Origin of the sequence: Mesorhizobium sp. M0626, from assembly GCF_040320665.1 — a bacterium.
Classification (GTDB): Bacteria; Pseudomonadota; Alphaproteobacteria; order Rhizobiales; family Rhizobiaceae; genus Mesorhizobium.
Genome location: NZ_JAMYQD010000043.1, coordinates 1 through 13,865 on the forward strand (window position 1 = coordinate 1; position 13,865 = coordinate 13,865).

At 57.3% G+C, this 13,865-nt stretch carries 16 protein-coding genes and 2 pseudogenes; 13 read left to right on the forward strand and 5 right to left on the reverse strand.

Features of this window, described 5'->3' with window-relative positions; all coding sequences use genetic code 11:
- Positions 1–1,172, forward strand: a 1,172-nt coding sequence (locus NKI37_RS31330; RefSeq protein ID WP_352791661.1) for a type I secretion system permease/ATPase, incomplete at its 5' end; no start/stop codon positions are given.
- The gene (locus NKI37_RS31335) at positions 1,159–2,472 is read left to right on the forward strand and encodes an HlyD family type I secretion periplasmic adaptor subunit (RefSeq protein WP_023724595.1); all 1,314 of its coding nucleotides are present in this window, start codon (positions 1,159–1,161) and stop codon (positions 2,470–2,472) included. The genes NKI37_RS31330 and NKI37_RS31335, both read left to right, overlap by 14 nt.
- 278 nt (positions 2,473–2,750) lie before the next feature.
- Here NKI37_RS31335 and NKI37_RS31340 read toward each other — a convergent pair whose 3' ends face one another.
- A complete protein-coding gene (locus tag NKI37_RS31340; protein ID WP_023672245.1) occupies positions 2,751–2,978 on the reverse strand; it encodes a hypothetical protein in 228 nt (75 codons plus the stop codon).
- A 534-nt stretch (positions 2,979–3,512) separates the two neighbouring features.
- Between NKI37_RS31340 and NKI37_RS31345 the strand changes: the two are divergent.
- From NKI37_RS31345 to NKI37_RS31360, 4 genes and pseudogenes are all read left to right on the forward strand, one after another.
- A pseudogene (locus NKI37_RS31345) lies at positions 3,513–3,740 on the forward strand (helix-turn-helix domain-containing protein); the annotation flags it as partial.
- A gap of 75 nt (positions 3,741–3,815) precedes the next feature.
- Positions 3,816–4,052, forward strand: coding sequence for a hypothetical protein (locus NKI37_RS31350; RefSeq protein ID WP_023672248.1), 237 nt, complete (start codon positions 3,816–3,818; stop codon positions 4,050–4,052).
- Between the two features lie 23 nt (positions 4,053–4,075).
- Entirely contained in the window at positions 4,076–4,441 is a 366-nt protein-coding gene (locus NKI37_RS31355) for a hypothetical protein (protein WP_023672249.1), read from the forward strand.
- Positions 4,438–4,698 carry a PIN-like domain-containing protein gene (locus tag NKI37_RS31360; protein ID WP_023672250.1) on the forward strand — a complete coding sequence of 87 codons (261 nt, stop codon included), beginning with the start codon at positions 4,438–4,440 and terminating at the stop codon, positions 4,696–4,698. The genes NKI37_RS31355 and NKI37_RS31360 overlap by 4 nt, the downstream gene beginning before the upstream one ends.
- A 14-nt stretch (positions 4,699–4,712) precedes the next feature.
- Here NKI37_RS31360 and NKI37_RS31365 read toward each other — a convergent pair whose 3' ends face one another.
- Positions 4,713–5,081: a sunset domain-containing protein gene (locus NKI37_RS31365; RefSeq protein WP_023750018.1), complete on the reverse strand. Its 369-nt coding sequence runs from the start codon at positions 5,079–5,081 to the stop codon at positions 4,713–4,715.
- Positions 5,082–5,858: 777 nt separating this feature from the next.
- Between NKI37_RS31365 and hxsD the strand changes: the two genes are divergently transcribed.
- The 5 genes from hxsD (at position 5,859) to NKI37_RS31390 (ending at position 9,476) form a co-directional block, all read left to right on the forward strand.
- Positions 5,859–6,191 carry a His-Xaa-Ser system protein HxsD gene (hxsD, locus tag NKI37_RS31370; protein ID WP_023672253.1) on the forward strand — a complete coding sequence of 111 codons (333 nt, stop codon included), beginning with the start codon at positions 5,859–5,861 and terminating at the stop codon, positions 6,189–6,191.
- Between the two features lie 31 nt (positions 6,192–6,222).
- Complete coding sequence (hxsB, locus tag NKI37_RS31375) at positions 6,223–7,641, forward strand: His-Xaa-Ser system radical SAM maturase HxsB (protein ID WP_196815033.1); 1,419 nt, start codon at positions 6,223–6,225, stop codon at positions 7,639–7,641.
- Between the two features lies 1 nt (position 7,642).
- A complete protein-coding gene (gene hxsC, locus NKI37_RS31380; protein WP_023835545.1) occupies positions 7,643–8,809 on the forward strand; it encodes a His-Xaa-Ser system radical SAM maturase HxsC in 1,167 nt (388 codons plus the stop codon).
- A 232-nt stretch (positions 8,810–9,041) separates the two neighbouring features.
- On the forward strand, positions 9,042–9,341 hold the full coding sequence (locus NKI37_RS31385) for a PH domain-containing protein (protein ID WP_352794656.1): 300 nt from the start codon (positions 9,042–9,044) through the stop codon (positions 9,339–9,341).
- 45 nt (positions 9,342–9,386) lie between these two features.
- The gene (locus NKI37_RS31390; protein WP_352791658.1) at positions 9,387–9,476 is read left to right on the forward strand and encodes an SHOCT domain-containing protein; all 90 of its coding nucleotides are present in this window, start codon (positions 9,387–9,389) and stop codon (positions 9,474–9,476) included.
- A 1,914-nt stretch (positions 9,477–11,390) separates the two neighbouring features.
- Here NKI37_RS31390 and NKI37_RS31395 read toward each other — a convergent pair.
- The 3 genes from NKI37_RS31395 to NKI37_RS31405 form a co-directional block, all read right to left on the reverse strand.
- The gene (locus NKI37_RS31395) at positions 11,391–11,708 is read right to left on the reverse strand and encodes a hypothetical protein (RefSeq protein WP_352791656.1); all 318 of its coding nucleotides are present in this window, start codon (positions 11,706–11,708) and stop codon (positions 11,391–11,393) included.
- A gap of 76 nt (positions 11,709–11,784) precedes the next feature.
- Entirely contained in the window at positions 11,785–11,976 is a 192-nt protein-coding gene (locus NKI37_RS31400; protein WP_023672259.1) for a hypothetical protein, read from the reverse strand.
- 134 nt (positions 11,977–12,110) lie between these two features.
- Positions 12,111–12,320 carry a hypothetical protein gene (locus tag NKI37_RS31405; RefSeq protein ID WP_023672260.1) on the reverse strand — a complete coding sequence of 70 codons (210 nt, stop codon included), beginning with the start codon at positions 12,318–12,320 and terminating at the stop codon, positions 12,111–12,113.
- A 25-nt stretch (positions 12,321–12,345) separates the two neighbouring features.
- Here NKI37_RS31405 and NKI37_RS32055 point away from each other — a divergent pair, with 25 nt between their 5' ends.
- Both NKI37_RS32055 and NKI37_RS31410 read left to right on the forward strand, forming a co-directional pair.
- On the forward strand, positions 12,346–12,579 hold the full coding sequence (locus NKI37_RS32055; protein WP_023699541.1) for a Y4oE-related protein: 234 nt from the start codon (positions 12,346–12,348) through the stop codon (positions 12,577–12,579).
- 524 nt (positions 12,580–13,103) lie between these two features.
- Positions 13,104–13,865, forward strand: a pseudogene (locus NKI37_RS31410) (IS256 family transposase); the annotation flags it as partial.

Consider the following 13,865-nt stretch of genomic DNA (forward strand, 5'->3'; position numbering starts at 1 on the left):
TTGGCATTTGCTTCCTCCTTCATTTCTGGATCGGCATGACGGCACTTATCGGGGCGGTCGGTCTCACATCTCTGACACTCCTTGCCAACACTCTCACGCAAGGGCCGATAAGCGATACCGTTGCCCACAACATGGCACGCAATGGTCTGCTGCAAGCAGCGCGTTGCAATGCCGACTTGCGCCTGCAGGTGCAATCGGCCATTCTTACCGTCGGTGCGTACCTTGTCGTCAGGCAGGAGGCTACGGCCGGGGTCATGATTGTCAGTTCGATCATGATGGGGCGTGCGCTGGCTCCGGTCGATCTGGCCATTTCAAGCTGGAAACCCTTCCTCATGGCGCGCCAGAGTTGGGCGCGGCTGGAGGACCTCTTGGAAAAGGTTCCTGAAACCGCTCCTGTTGTGCCTATGCCTGCACCTGAACGCGAACTGCGCCTCGAAAGCGTGACAATTGTTCCGCCCGGCGAAAGCAAGCCGACCGTGACCGGCATTGCGTTTGCCATTCAGGCGGGAAGCGCACTCGGGGTCATCGGTCCATCGGGCTCGGGCAAGTCGACACTCTCGCGCGCCATCGTCGGCGCATGGACGCCGGTCGCCGGGAAGGTTCGCATCGACAGCGCAAGCCTCGATCAATGGGACCGGGAAGCACTAGGCCGTCATATCGGCTATCTGCCGCAAGGTGTTGAACTGTTCGACGGCACCATTGCCGAAAACATTGCTCGTTTTGAACATGATCCTGACCCTGAGGCTATTGTCGCCGCGGCGAAAGCAGCGGGCACGCACGAACTGATCCTCCGATTTGAGCACGGATACGAAACTCCGATTGGTGAGGTCGGATCGGCACTTTCCGCCGGGCAGCGCCAGCTTATCGGTCTTGCCCGTGCCCTTTATCGAGACCCTTTCCTTGTCGTGCTGGATGAACCCAATATCCATCTCGACGCGGAAGGCGAAGCTGCAGTCGCTAAGGCGATCGCCTCTGTGCGCGAGCGCAAGGGCATTGCGGTTGTTGTCTGCCATCAGCCGAGCGTCATCCGCGCCGTGGATTTGGTGTTGGTGATGGAAGGTGGACGGCAGCGATCATTCGGTGCGCCTTCCAAAGTCCTGAAGGCCATCGAGTCTACACAGGATAACGTGGCAGAGCGCGCTGACATGGAGGATACCGGTGTCCGGCATTGATCAGAACAATGACGTTTCAAGCTCCATTCGCCGCCACCTGGTGGCGGGCTTTCTGGCGAGCGTGATCTTTGTGGGAGGAGCCGGAGCCTGGGCGAACTTCACGAATCTCTCCGGTGCGGTTGTAGCGTCCGGACACTTTGTCGTCGTTTCCTATGTCAAGAAGGTGCAGCACCCGACTGGCGGGGTGGTGGGAGAAATCCTGGTGCGCGAAGGCGATAAGGTAAAAGCCGGCGACATCCTCATGCGGCTCGATGCCACCCAGGCGCGCGCTAATCTCGCCATAGTCACCAAGCGGCTCGATGAGCTGGCCGCCTACCTAGCTCGACTCGATGCTGAGCGTGACGATCTCGCGGAAATCCCCTTCCCGGACTGGCTACTCGCCCGAAGAGATGTTCCGGACGTAGCTTCGGCAATAGATAGCGAGACGTTGCTGTTCGAATTCCGCAGGCAATCCCGCGACGGGAAGCAGGCGCAATTGGCGGAACGCATTACTCAATATCACCACGAGATCGAAGGACTCAAGGCGCAGGAAATTGCCTGTGAAAAAATGATCGAGGTTCTCCAAAAGGAAATTGCTGTTCTAAGTGGGCTGCGCAACCAAGGCATTGTCTCGGACCAACGGTTGAACAGCCTGAAGATCCAGGTTGCCACTTTCGGTGGCGAACGCGGTGAGAAGATCGCAGATCAGGCACAGACGGCAGCCCGCATAGCCGAAACGCGCCTGCAGATCCCGCAGATCGATCAGGATTTCAAGTCGGAAGTGGGCCAGGAGCTCAGAGAGGTTCAGGCGCAGGTCGGGGAGTATGTTGAGCGCAAGGTGGCGGTTGAACAGGAACTGCGGCGGATCGATATCGTCGCGCCGCAGTCAGGCACCATTCAACAACTCGCAATTCATACGGTCGGCGGAGTGATCACGCCCGCCGATCCGATCATGCTAATCGTGCCGGAAGGCGACGATCTTGCGCTTGAAGTACGAATCACCCCGAAGGACATCGACCAAATCCAGCTTGGTCACAAGGCCGTGCTGCGGATGTCAGCCTTCAATCTGAGAACCACGCCGATATTGAACGGATATGTCAGCCGGATCGCAGCCGATCTGGCGACGGATGAAAAAAACGGCATTTCGTACTACCTGGTGCGCCTGTCGGTTCCGCAGGCGGAACTGACGAAGCTCAAGGGCCTGACGCTCGTGCCCGGTATGCCGGCCGAAGCGATGGTCCAGACGGGTGAGCGTACGGCGCTTTCCTATTTCGTGAAGCCGCTGTCGGACCAAATCAGTCGGACATTCCGGGAGGAATGAAATAACCCCACAGGAATCTATTGTTGCTATTTCTGTTGGTTGTCCGCATGCTATGTGCGTGGTAAGATCTGAAAGCACAGACATTTCCTACTTGCCTCTGGGCACCGCTTGTTTCTGTAATATTCAGCTGATGTTGCACCATGTTGCAACTGAGTATCCTTGGTTTCCAACGGTTTTTACTGGTGCGCGGCTGATGGACGCGACATGAAACGCGACATGAAAAACCCGCCACCAGCCGCAGCGGGCTGTTCGTTTCTCTTCTGCGGAATGAAAGTCAGTCAGTGCCGCGTGGCTGACATCGCCTCGAACATATCCCAAGCCGCATCTCGGTTTCGGTGCTTGCCGGGAATGGGGACCCAGCACTGCTTCGCAAAGATCCGAGCTTCTAGATCGTCAGGATGCGTATCGGTCACAAGCGCCGCCCAGTCCCACTTCCGGGCTTCGCGGCGCATCACGTCGACCACAAACCAGCCGGAAGGCGGTCGATCACCTTCGGTCGTTCGCATGGCAGTTTCCTTCTGAACGAAAGATCATTGCCGTTCACTCAGCGGCCTGAAGTCAATGCCGACAGTCTGCAAGACGAGCAGCGCACGCGTGGCTGGCGAGGGCACCGTTTCCCATGTCGGGCTACAACTCTCGGTGATCGTAGCGGGAAATGGTAATGCGCCGCAAGAGTGTTGCAGGGCACGAGGGCTGTTTGGCGGTAGGGGTTGCGCTCGCGAGGGTAGATGTCGCGCATAAGCAGCAGACGTTCGAAGAACAGCCACTCACTGTAGGCTTGCAGCAGTTCCTCCTCGGAGGGCAGAGGCGCCGGTTGCGGCGAGACATGCGCCGCGGCCGCGCCTCTTATGGCCGGAATAGAGGCGATGGCACCGAGCAGGGCGCGGGAAAATCTTCTAAAGGGAAGGCAGCGGCCATAGCTTCGCCGGCCTCCAGAAGAGGGGTGTTAGGCATTTGGGTCTGCATTTGCGATAACGTTTGCACTAATGGTATAAGGCTGCACGTATCGTACAGTCACTTTAATGTAAGGTTTAACTAAAATGACACTTTCGCCATCTCAATGCCGGGCAGCCCGGGCGCTTGTTGGATGGTCGCAGGATCAGCTGGCAGCGGCCTCCCAGGTGGCCAAGACGACCATTGCCAATTTCGAAGCTGGCAAGCGGACGCCATACGACCGCACGTTGGTCGACCTGCAGGCCGCTCTGGAGGCTGCCGGGGTTGAGCTCATTCCGCAGAATGGAGGAGGCGCCGGCGTGAGGCTCGCAAAGCCGTAGCCGGGCCGGCGCTTGCGTTCGCGCTCAACCGACGCGAAGCTGCCTTTTGAGGAACGGGAGGGCATACGTATGGCAATCAGATATCGGGCGACGACAACGATCCGGCTCAACACGGATGGCAAATGGGGTGCTTGGATGTTGATCGTGTCTCCGCTGGTGCAGGCGATTAGCTGGTACTACTATTTTGCGAAGCCGGACTATGGATGGCTCGGCCTTATTGCCCTCACCAGCGTGACAGTGCCCTGCGGCTTCGTGCTGCTACTGATCGGCCGCGACTATGACAGTATCGTAGACGAGACGAACTGACGCCTCGCCGATGGAGCGGCGCGATGCCCAAGGACAATACGTCTGGCATGCAGCGGGGGGAGGAAGACCTAGGCTGGCGCGTCCCGATGGGCTTTGCCGCGTCGCTCTGGCTGCATTCCTGCATAGAGCGGACGTTCAAAGACCTGGATATCGAGGATGACGCGGTGGCGCGCTGGCGGCCCTTCAATGGCAAGCAGTCCATCGTGATCGACCCCCATCGTTCGTTCGGTCAGCCGATCGCCTCCAAATATGGCGTCCCGACCGTGGCGCTTGCGCAAGCTGTAGAAGCCGAAGGATTTGTGGAAAAGGTGGCGCGCCTTTTCGATGTCTCAGCTACCGCTGTTAGAGACGCCATGAAATTCGAAGAGAGCCTTCAGAGTGCCGCGTGAAAGCCCTGGTCGACGAAAACCTGTCGCCCGCTCTCGCCCGTTCGCTAAATGCCCTGTTCGCCGGGGAGCATGAGATCGTCCATATCAGAGAGAAGTTCGGCCCCGGCGTGAAAGATGTGGCCTGGATCGCCCAGCTGAGCACGGAGGGGGCGTTGGATCGTCATCTCTGGCGATCGACGCATTACCCGGAACTCGCGGGCGGCGCGATGTTCGAACTTCCAATAAAGAGCACGCGCATCGAGCAACTGAAGGTGTAGTCTAAAGGCAATCGCTACACTTTCGCTTTCCGCCAGCCCGCCCACCACGCTTCCCATTGTGAGCAGAACCAGCGCTCTCCTCGAGCTGGGTTGACGCGCGTAGCAGAGTAATATTCCTGCCCCGGCATATGGTAGATATGCTCGCCGCGCTCGTTAATGTTGCCCTTGATATCGCAGCCCGCCTCGCGGACAGCCGCGTTGCTGGCCGACGAATCGCCGCCATGGTGAACGCGCGGCAGCTCGTGCCGATCGTCGCCGACTGCAAGATAGCCCGCGGAAGTCGCCCCGAGCATCACCAGAACGGCGGCGAGACGATAGCGGAAAAGCGAGCGCCACCAAGGCCGTCGCCTCTGCAACCTCCTGGCATGAACAGAATTGCCCATGATCCCTTCCCCGAGGCGAGAATGCATCGTCTGAAGCCGGGAGTCCAGTATCAGGCCGCAGCGCTGTAGCCCGCTTCCTTGATGCGGCGCCCGCGACGCTCAGGCGCGAGACATGGTCGGCACGACCGCTTCCCTCCTGATGGTGGCGCTTGGCGCCTGGCCCTATCGCTCCCGTGAGAGTAGGCCAGGAGGTCAGGCAGCGTGGCATGTAGGACTATGGTCCGCGTTGCGGCGAACCCCATCAAGCGGAGATCGCCAATGGCCCAGAACCAAACCTTCCGAACAGCTATCTCGGGCTGAAATCCGAGCGCTTTCTGGCGGCAGCCGAAGCGGCTGCAAAAGAGCATCGTCGGGCCGCTTCTGCGATCGATTGCGCTCAGAAGACGGACCCCGTCAACTCCACAATACAAGTATTTGACCCGGAACATTAGTGGTCCCTTAAGCACTTCTCCACAAGCGGTACTTGTCCGGCTTGGCGCCTTTTGCTAATGAGTCCGTACAAACGGGGGTTTGGATAATGTCGAAACGCAATTTCCTGTCACCAATGGCCTTGTCGGCCACGATGATTCTCGGCGGCCAAGTTCAGGCTGCAGTCCTTGTCGAATCGGCAAATCAGCCTTCGACCAAGCTCGCTGAAGCTGGCACTGTCCCGGCGGACCTCGGCTACGGTGAGGTGCTAGATCGCTCAAATGGTACGGACGTTATCATGGCGTACCACACCAGCCATTCGAGCCATGCTAGTCACGGGTCTCACTGCTCTGGCTACAGCTATTGTTGATGGCGGACACCCCTCGCGAGAGCGAGCTCGTCCAGACTGCCCAAGTCAAGTTTGATCTGTCAGTCTTCAGCCTCGACTGTGTAAAGCGCGCAGCGTATCGGGTAACCGGCAACGCTGCGGTTGAGATCACGATCGAGGGCGGCTTCGCAGTATGCACGATCAACTTCAGCAAGGCGGCCGCGCGAACTTCGGCCGACGCAGCGGTAGAAAGACTGCGGCTAGAGGTCTTGGATCAGGACCTGCGTAGCAGCATTGCCGCCGAAACCGCCACTGTTAGAAACGCGATACTGGCGCTTGCGTTTTCCAGATCGGGCCTGCAGTCCGATGACTAAGTTTGCTCCGGCAACTGAGTTCCAACGACCGTTGGACGACACTTATCAGCTCGCGTACTTTCGTTTTTCCCAGTTGGACGACGAGCGGTATGTGCTGACCAACCAAGCGGGCGAATATCTGCTATTGCCGCGCGCCGTGCTGGCTTCGTTTATCAGGCACGAGCTTCCCAGCACACACCCCGCCTACTCCCGCCTGCGCAGCAGGCAGTTCCTCTTTGATGCATCCTCCAATATCGGCAAGGAGCTGCTGGCGCTGAAGGTTCGGACCAAGGCAAGAAGGCTTGAGAACTTCACATCGCTTCACATCATGGTCGTGTCTTTGCGGTGCGAGCACTCCTGCCCCTACTGTCAGGTATCTCGCCAAAGCGAAGATCGTTCAGCCTTCGATATGTCAGAGGAGACTGCCGAGAAGGCGTTGGCGCTCATTTTCCAGTCTCCAAGTCCGGCTATCAAGATCGAGTTCCAAGGCGGCGAGCCGCTCCTGAATTTCCCGTTGATCCAACACGTCGTGCATCGGGCTGAAGCGATCAACAAGGTCGCCGGGCGGTCGCTGCAATTCGTCATCACGACGAATCTCGCCGTCATCACCGACGAAATCTTGGAATTCTGTCGCGTGCACAGGATTCTAATTTCAACGTCGCTCGACGGACCGGCCACTCTTCACAATGCCAATCGACCGCGCCCGGGAAAGAACAGCTACGAATTGGCTGTGGCAGGTATCCACAAGGCCAGACTGGCTCTCGGCCATGAACGCGTCAGCGCACTTATGACAACGACCAAAGCCAGTCTTCCACTGGCGCGCGAGATCATTGACGAATACGTGCGGCTAGATTTCCCCGGAATATTCCTTCGGCCGCTTTCCCCTTACGGCTTCGCGGTCAAGACGAAATCGTACGCAGCCTATGACGTGGACCGCTGGCTCGATTTCTACTTCGACGGGCTGAATTACATCCTGGAACTGAACCGTAACGGCATTCCTTTCAAGGAGTTTTACGCGGCCACCATCCTTACAAAGATGCTCACGCCTTTCGAGCCAGGATATGTGGATCTTATGAGCCCGGCAGGCATCGGTATCTCCGCCGTCGTCTATAACTATGACGCCAGCGTCTACGCGTCCGACGAAGCACGAATGTTGGCCGAAATGGGCGACAAGACATTTCTGCTCGGGAATGTCCACGAAAACACCTATGGCGAGATTTTCGGGTCCGACGCTCTCCTCGATCCTATCGAGCAATCTTTTGCAGGCTCCGTACCGATGTGCGCCGACTGCGCTTACGAGCCGTTCTGTGGCTCCGATCCAGTATTCCATACCGCAACGCAGGGCGACTTTGTTGGCCTCAAAACGCGGTCGGGATTCTGCAATCGCAATATGTCGATCTTCAAGAGGCTGATCGGCCTTATGGAGAGGGACGTTACCGCCCGAGAACTCTTTCTAAGTTGGGCGAATTAGGATGTTGCGACTGAGTGGCTTCGCTGCGTCAGCAAGCGTCGGTGATTTCTCACAGCGAGTGGCACTTAGGCTCGTGACGGGCCAAGCTGACCAAGCGCCTAACCGAGAACATGATGCGTACCTTTTCAAGGGGCAGACGTTTCATCCTGAATGCCAGTGGGTTGTCACCTTTGAGGAGCATCGGCCGGAAGCTGAGCGACTGTTTTCAGACCGACGACTAGTCGTTCTGCCCCACGAGTTCGACTACCTTTGCGAAGGAGACGTCATCCGCTTTGTGCCGGATCGGAAGGCAGTGCGTGTCCTGTTCAGAAAGGATGCCAACGCGAACTATTTCCTCGTAACGGAGCGGTGCAACCACCTGTGTTTGATGTGCTCCCAGCCACCCAAAGACGTTGATGATCGCTGGTTGGCGAGGGAGATTTTGGATGTGCTGCCCCTGCTGCCCGTAACGACCCCGTTTCTCGGGATCACTGGCGGTGAGCCAACGCTGGTGGGTGAGGACTTTTTTGACATTTTGTCATCAGCTCGTGACCACCTTCCGTCTACGCCGGTTCATATTCTTTCCAATGGCCGGACGTTCAAGGATCGGCAATTCGCAGAGCGCTATCAAGGGATTGGACATCCTCGTCTTTCGGTCGGCATACCGATCTATTCCGCCGACCCGGAAGTTCACGACTACGTGGTTCAGTCCAAAGGCGCCTTCGATGAGACCATCCGCGGGATCATGAACCTGAAGGCCGTCGGGGCTGAGGTTGAGATACGAGTTGTCGTTCACAAGCAGACCTATGAAGGTCTCGTCGACCTGTCAGATTTCATTTTTAGAAACCTCACCTTCGTAGACCACGTGACGTTTATGGGACTGGAGATCACTGGCTTCACAAGGGCAAATATGGATAAGCTCTGGATGGACCCGTACGACTATCGAAGTGAGTTGCGGGCGGCTGTGCAATATCTGGCTGCGGCTAGGATCAATGTTTCAGTCTACAATCACCAGCTCTGTCTTCTTGATGGCTCTATCCACAAGTATGCAAAGCGGTCGATTAGTGACTGGAAAAATGCGTACTTGAACGAGTGCACAAGCTGCTCCAAGCGCGCCGAATGTGGTGGCTTCTTTTCATCTAGCCACCTTGCACGAAGCTCCCATATCTCGGCGTTTCAAACAAAATAGAACATCAGATTGGTTGAAAATTACGAAAGCCGGTCCCCCGGTGGGATAACCTAGCCTAAATCTTAGAAATACAATCTGTGCGCTGCTGACTCGGATAGCGATTGGAGAGAATATCACCTTCGATTTTAAAAATGCGTCCAAGGCGGAGCTTCGAATTGAGTATAAACGTATCGCCGATGAAATCGGCGACGATCAATTTTTTACAAAGAAAGAGCTAAATCACCTTCCGGAGATTCTTTCAGACGGTGAGCAGGTATTGGCATTCACTTCTGGGCTCATGGACGGCGACACGTGGCTCATCACCCTGACAGACCGACGTATCATCTTTCTCGACAAAGGAATGATCTACGGCCTGAAGCAGGCCAGCATAGGCCTTGACAAGGTAAATGCTGTTAGCGGCAAAACGGGGCTCATCTTTGGTTTGATCACCATCGAAGACGGAGCTTCGCAGCGGCACATCAGCAACGTTTGGAAGAAGACTGTTGTCAAATTCGTCAATAAGGTTAGGGATGCACTGGAGCAGAGAAGGTAGCCAGCTCCAGTCTACAATCAACCGCAGGGTACCGACGTGGTGTCAATGCTTGAGCGTCTCGGCGCTTTGAAGGCGAACGGAATCATCACAGATCAAGAATTCGAACAGCAAAAAAGAAAAATACTGGCGGGATAATGGACTTTATAGGGGTCGTTGTCGGGATTATACTCTTCATCTCAGTTTATTTTTGCGTCGGTATTACCCTGCGCTTCATTTGGGAGTGGTGGATACTCGTTATGTCGACCCCATCGCTTTTTGCGGCAGCTCTGCTGTACGGGTGGATTGGTGCACTTGTATCCATAAGCCTTTGGGCCTGGACGCTTACCTTGAATAACTCGTGGCACTCGAGTGCGGTATATTTCAGAGGCGCAGATTGGCTTGATAGGCGGTTTAATTTCAAGGATACCTAGCCGCTGCGGTCCCTCGCCCCCAGAGCCGTTATGACTGTTGATGGGGCTTTAGTGTTTTTATCGAGGAAATTCAATGAAAGTAAACGTCATCGTTGACGGCAGCATTTCTACTCGGCTGCACCGCTTCCGCATACGCTGATTGCTTGGGTGAAAGCGACTACAGGGTCTGCACAGATTCCTATTCCGGTAAAAATGGGGATCAACATGTGAGATCGTACGATACCGAAGGGAATAACTATTCGATTGACACCGAAACTCTTCGCTTTCCGAACGGAGGCCAAGAGGTCACCAGTAGCGATAGCGAAGGAAACTCCTACTCCATTCGCTCCTGGAGAGACAGCACCGGAACTCATTCCGTGGACACTGAAGGCAACGAATGCACCATCACGCCATCAGGTACTATGATGGGATGCGGGGAATAGGTGCGATGCGATGAAGAAGTTCGGCGTCTTTGGCTGCACTGGTTGCGTAGCCGCCATTATCATAGGGTGGCTGCTCGGTGTGCGCATATTGGTAGTTCAACCGATCGGAGCCATTCCTGAGGGTGTAACTGCCATAGTATATGGGGTTCCGGATCTGCATCTCGTTGACAGTCCGGATGCCATCTGCCAACGAACCCAAGGGGGCGTCAGTCTCCTATGTAGAGGAATGACAGCTGCGGCAATTGCCAACCACGGCAAGATCCTTGCTCGGCTACCCTACAGCGAGATGCTTTTTCGTCTTAGCGGCGCTCCAGTTCTTGACCGGTAAGCCGGACGGCTTTCGATTTGCGCATATGTTGTTGTTGCACATCAGGGTATACTTGGAAGTGACACCAAAGCGTCGGGTTCAGCAGGGTTGCGCTGGGCAGCCCGGTAAGCGTCCGACACTTGCGGACGCTCCGTTATAAGACATTCCCTCTTCCTCTCGGGGGCGCGCGCGCCACTGTTCGACCCGCTCGTCGACCCATCCTACGGATGGAGCCCAGGACTTCGACTTGCTGGCCGTTTATGGACCGGCCGCTGGGTTGCTTTTCGGCATCGGCACACCAAGAAGCTTTGGACGCCTACGAGGTAGTGGCAGCTCGCTGAAGCGCCTAGCTCGCCTAATCACTTCGGATAAGATCGTCGTAAAGCGAGAGATATACGAAGCTCCGCCAAACGGGGGGTGCGGCTCGCAGCAGCAACAAATTTGCGTCAGGCTTCACGGAAGCTCTTGAAAAGATATGCCGAGCGCAAAGACCATACCCAGCCGTGGGACATGGCCGGTGCAGTTGGGGGTGCTTGTGGGGCTTAACCGCACCGGCCACTGCGGGAAGATATGAGACCCCCACTCTCTGCCTAAGATATAGGCATATTAGCAAGCGAGCAAATTATCTCGCAATGCCACCTTGAAGGCTCAACCGCGAAGCCAACTTAATTCCGAGAGAGCGGACGGAACTGGTGAGCGCTTTGTCGAACCCCGGAAGCAGTGAGCATCTTTGGGCATTGGACCTTGCCGACCTGCGCAAGGAGTTTGGAAAGTTTCGTCAAGAGCGCGGGACAACGCCCCTTGAGTGGGACGAGCACACCGAAGCTGTTCGTTGAAGAACGACGGGAACGCCGCCGGGAACCGGATTTGTCCGAGCCGTTGGGGAATGGCTAGGCTAGCGTCGCGATCATCATTCACCTTCCGGCGTGGGGGTCTTGTTGTCAGCCTTCGAACGCATGCACACACACACCCCGGAACTTTTGCCGGGTCGCCGTGTTCGTTGGTGATGACGAAAATTGTTGACCTTGGACCGCCTAAGCCCGGCAAGCCACATGACGCTGAATGGCCGGAGCATTTCCATGCGTGCCCCATCTGCGGCCAGCAGGTAGACCGACACGACTTCCGGCAGGTGATGTGGCACGAGCAGCCCGATCACGAGCCGCTCGATCTCAACCAATAAAAAGCCTGCCGCCCTTCCGGCCGCGCGGGCTGACGACAGAGACGTCACACCGCAAGCCTCACCAGCAATGGAACAATCGGCCATCACCGTCGTGGCCCTGAGGGTACCCAGCCGCAGGAGGGTCCTAAAGCCGCACAACCTTGTCGAGATGCAGGCGTATCCGCTGGCCTTCTGCGAAGGCCAGTGCGAACGATTCCAGGGCGAATGAGCGTGTAATTTCCTGGTCAGTTTCAATGATGCGGACGACCCATTCGCCACTGGCTCCGACCACTTCCACGCAAGGCGCGGCCTTGCAGATTGGCACCACGTTGCCCATCACGTCCTCCCTACGAAAAGCAATGGCGAGTCGAGTTAAAACCGTCGTAGCCGGTAGATCAATAACAATTGCTTGTTCGGATCGGACGAACCAACCTGGATGGGCAACACGACCGGGGGCTAATGCCACTTCGGTCAGGCGAACCCTCCGGGGAACCTACCGTGAGATAGCCTCTGCTTCAGGTCGTTGGCATTCAGGATGGCGGCCAGCTCTTCGGCATACTCCATGTCGGGAAGGTCGACAGATGGGTGGCCCGCTACAATAGCCGGGAGCCCGGTGAACACGTCGAATACCGTCCACGTCCCATCCGGTTCCTGCCTTTCGTCGTACCGCAGAGTTGCCATGAGGGGATCATATAGTCACCCTTAGGTGTTGGGAATATTTGGTCCACGGAGGCTCGCGATCCGGAGCGCTGATTTCGCCGCTTTGAAGATTGCCGATCTCGTCGACAGAGATCAGGCCGCTCAATCTGCGATCGAACTTTATGGGATGGAAGCACCGACCGCCGTGGCGCACTGCGCTTTGGAGGCGCATTTCGACGGTCGACCAGATGACTACCGCTTTTGGTGCGATGTCTTTCACCAGCTGAGAAAACCAAACTGACGGAACTTTGCCGCAGCATCTTGTTCGGTCGCGCATGGCTAGAATAGCCGACCTTGGACCGCCTATCCCCGGCAAGCCACACCAACCGCAGGACTGTGACGATCGATTTCACGCATCCCCGATCTGCGGTCAGCAGGTCGACAAACGCGATTTCCGCCAGGTGATGTGGCACGAGCAACCAGATCACGATCCGCTTGAACTGGATCAGTGAGGCAGGAACAACTTGGCAGCCTTCAGGGCCACGTCACACTAGGAAGGAAAGCGCGGGCCGGACCCTTTGCCGCCGGCCGGCAGCGGTAAGGCATCCTCACGAGCGCTGCGGTGGACCAACTTTTCCATTTACGCGTTGTTCCTAATGCAAATGAAAGGTCGTGTCCCATCAGGTGGTGTAGCTCGGCGGTAGCGAAGCCGCTCACGAGCGCGCCGTTAGTAGCGCTGTAGCGAGCGAGCGGCGTGTGGGTGGTCATCGGCGCTTTCCGGTAAGGTTTGGTTGTTGACGCCAACCCATTTCGGAAGGACCACCGATGACCGACGACATGATGAACCTGCGCACGCTCGTGGAGAAGACCCCGGATGCCGATCTGCTGCGGGAGATGATCGGCTTTGCCGCCGAGCGACTGATGGAAATGGAGGTGGGCGCGGCCACCGGCGCCAGCTATGGCGAGAAGAACCCGCTGCGGCTCGCCCTGCGCAATGGCTACCGCGACCGGGACTGGGAGACGCGGGCCGGCACGGTCGAGCTGCGCATCCCGAAGCTCAGGAAGGGAAGCTACTTCCCAGGTTTCCTCGAACCGCGCCGCATGGCCGAGAAGGCGCTAACGCCGTCATCCAGGAAGCTTATGTGCAAGGCATCTCAACCCGGTCGGTTGACGACCTGGTCAAGGCCATGGTTATGAGCGGCATATCCAAGAGCCAGGTCTCGCGGCTGTGCGAGGAGATCGACGGGAAGGTGAAGGCCTTCCTCGAGCGGCCGATCGAGGGCGATTGGCCATCCCTGTGGATCGACGCCACTTACCTGAAGGTCCGCCGCGGTGGGCGGATCGTCTCGGTCGCCGTTATCATCGCCGTCGGCGTCAACGCGGACGGTCGGCGCGAGATACTGGGCATGGGGATTGGCACCTCGGAGGCCGAGCCGATCTGGACAGAGTTCCTGCGCAACTGACACGTCGCGGCCTGCGCGGCGTCAAGCTCGTCGTCTCCGATGCTCACGAAGGCCTCAAGGCGGCCGTCACCAAGGTGCTGTGCGCGACATGGCAGAGGTGCCGCGTCCACTTCATGAGGAACGT

Bases quoted from the DNA above. Each gene is read 5' to 3' on its own strand.
- NKI37_RS31340 (WP_023672245.1), bottom strand. From the start codon at position 2,978: ATGCGAACGACCGAAGGTGATCGACCGCCTTCCGGCTGGTTTGTGGTC.
- NKI37_RS31350 (WP_023672248.1), top strand. From the start codon at position 3,816: ATGGCAATCAGATATCGGGCGACGACAACGATCCGGCTCAACACGGAT.
- NKI37_RS31355 (WP_023672249.1), top strand. From the start codon at position 4,076: ATGCCCAAGGACAATACGTCTGGCATGCAGCGGGGGGAGGAAGACCTA.
- NKI37_RS31365 (WP_023750018.1), bottom strand. From the start codon at position 5,081: ATGGGCAATTCTGTTCATGCCAGGAGGTTGCAGAGGCGACGGCCTTGG.
- hxsD (WP_023672253.1), top strand. From the start codon at position 5,859: ATGGCGGACACCCCTCGCGAGAGCGAGCTCGTCCAGACTGCCCAAGTC.
- hxsC (WP_023835545.1), top strand. From the start codon at position 7,643: ATGTTGCGACTGAGTGGCTTCGCTGCGTCAGCAAGCGTCGGTGATTTC.
- NKI37_RS31390 (WP_352791658.1), top strand. From the start codon at position 9,387: ATGCTTGAGCGTCTCGGCGCTTTGAAGGCGAACGGAATCATCACAGAT.
- NKI37_RS31400 (WP_023672259.1), bottom strand. From the start codon at position 11,976: ATGGGCAACGTGGTGCCAATCTGCAAGGCCGCGCCTTGCGTGGAAGTG.
- NKI37_RS31405 (WP_023672260.1), bottom strand. From the start codon at position 12,320: ATGGCAACTCTGCGGTACGACGAAAGGCAGGAACCGGATGGGACGTGG.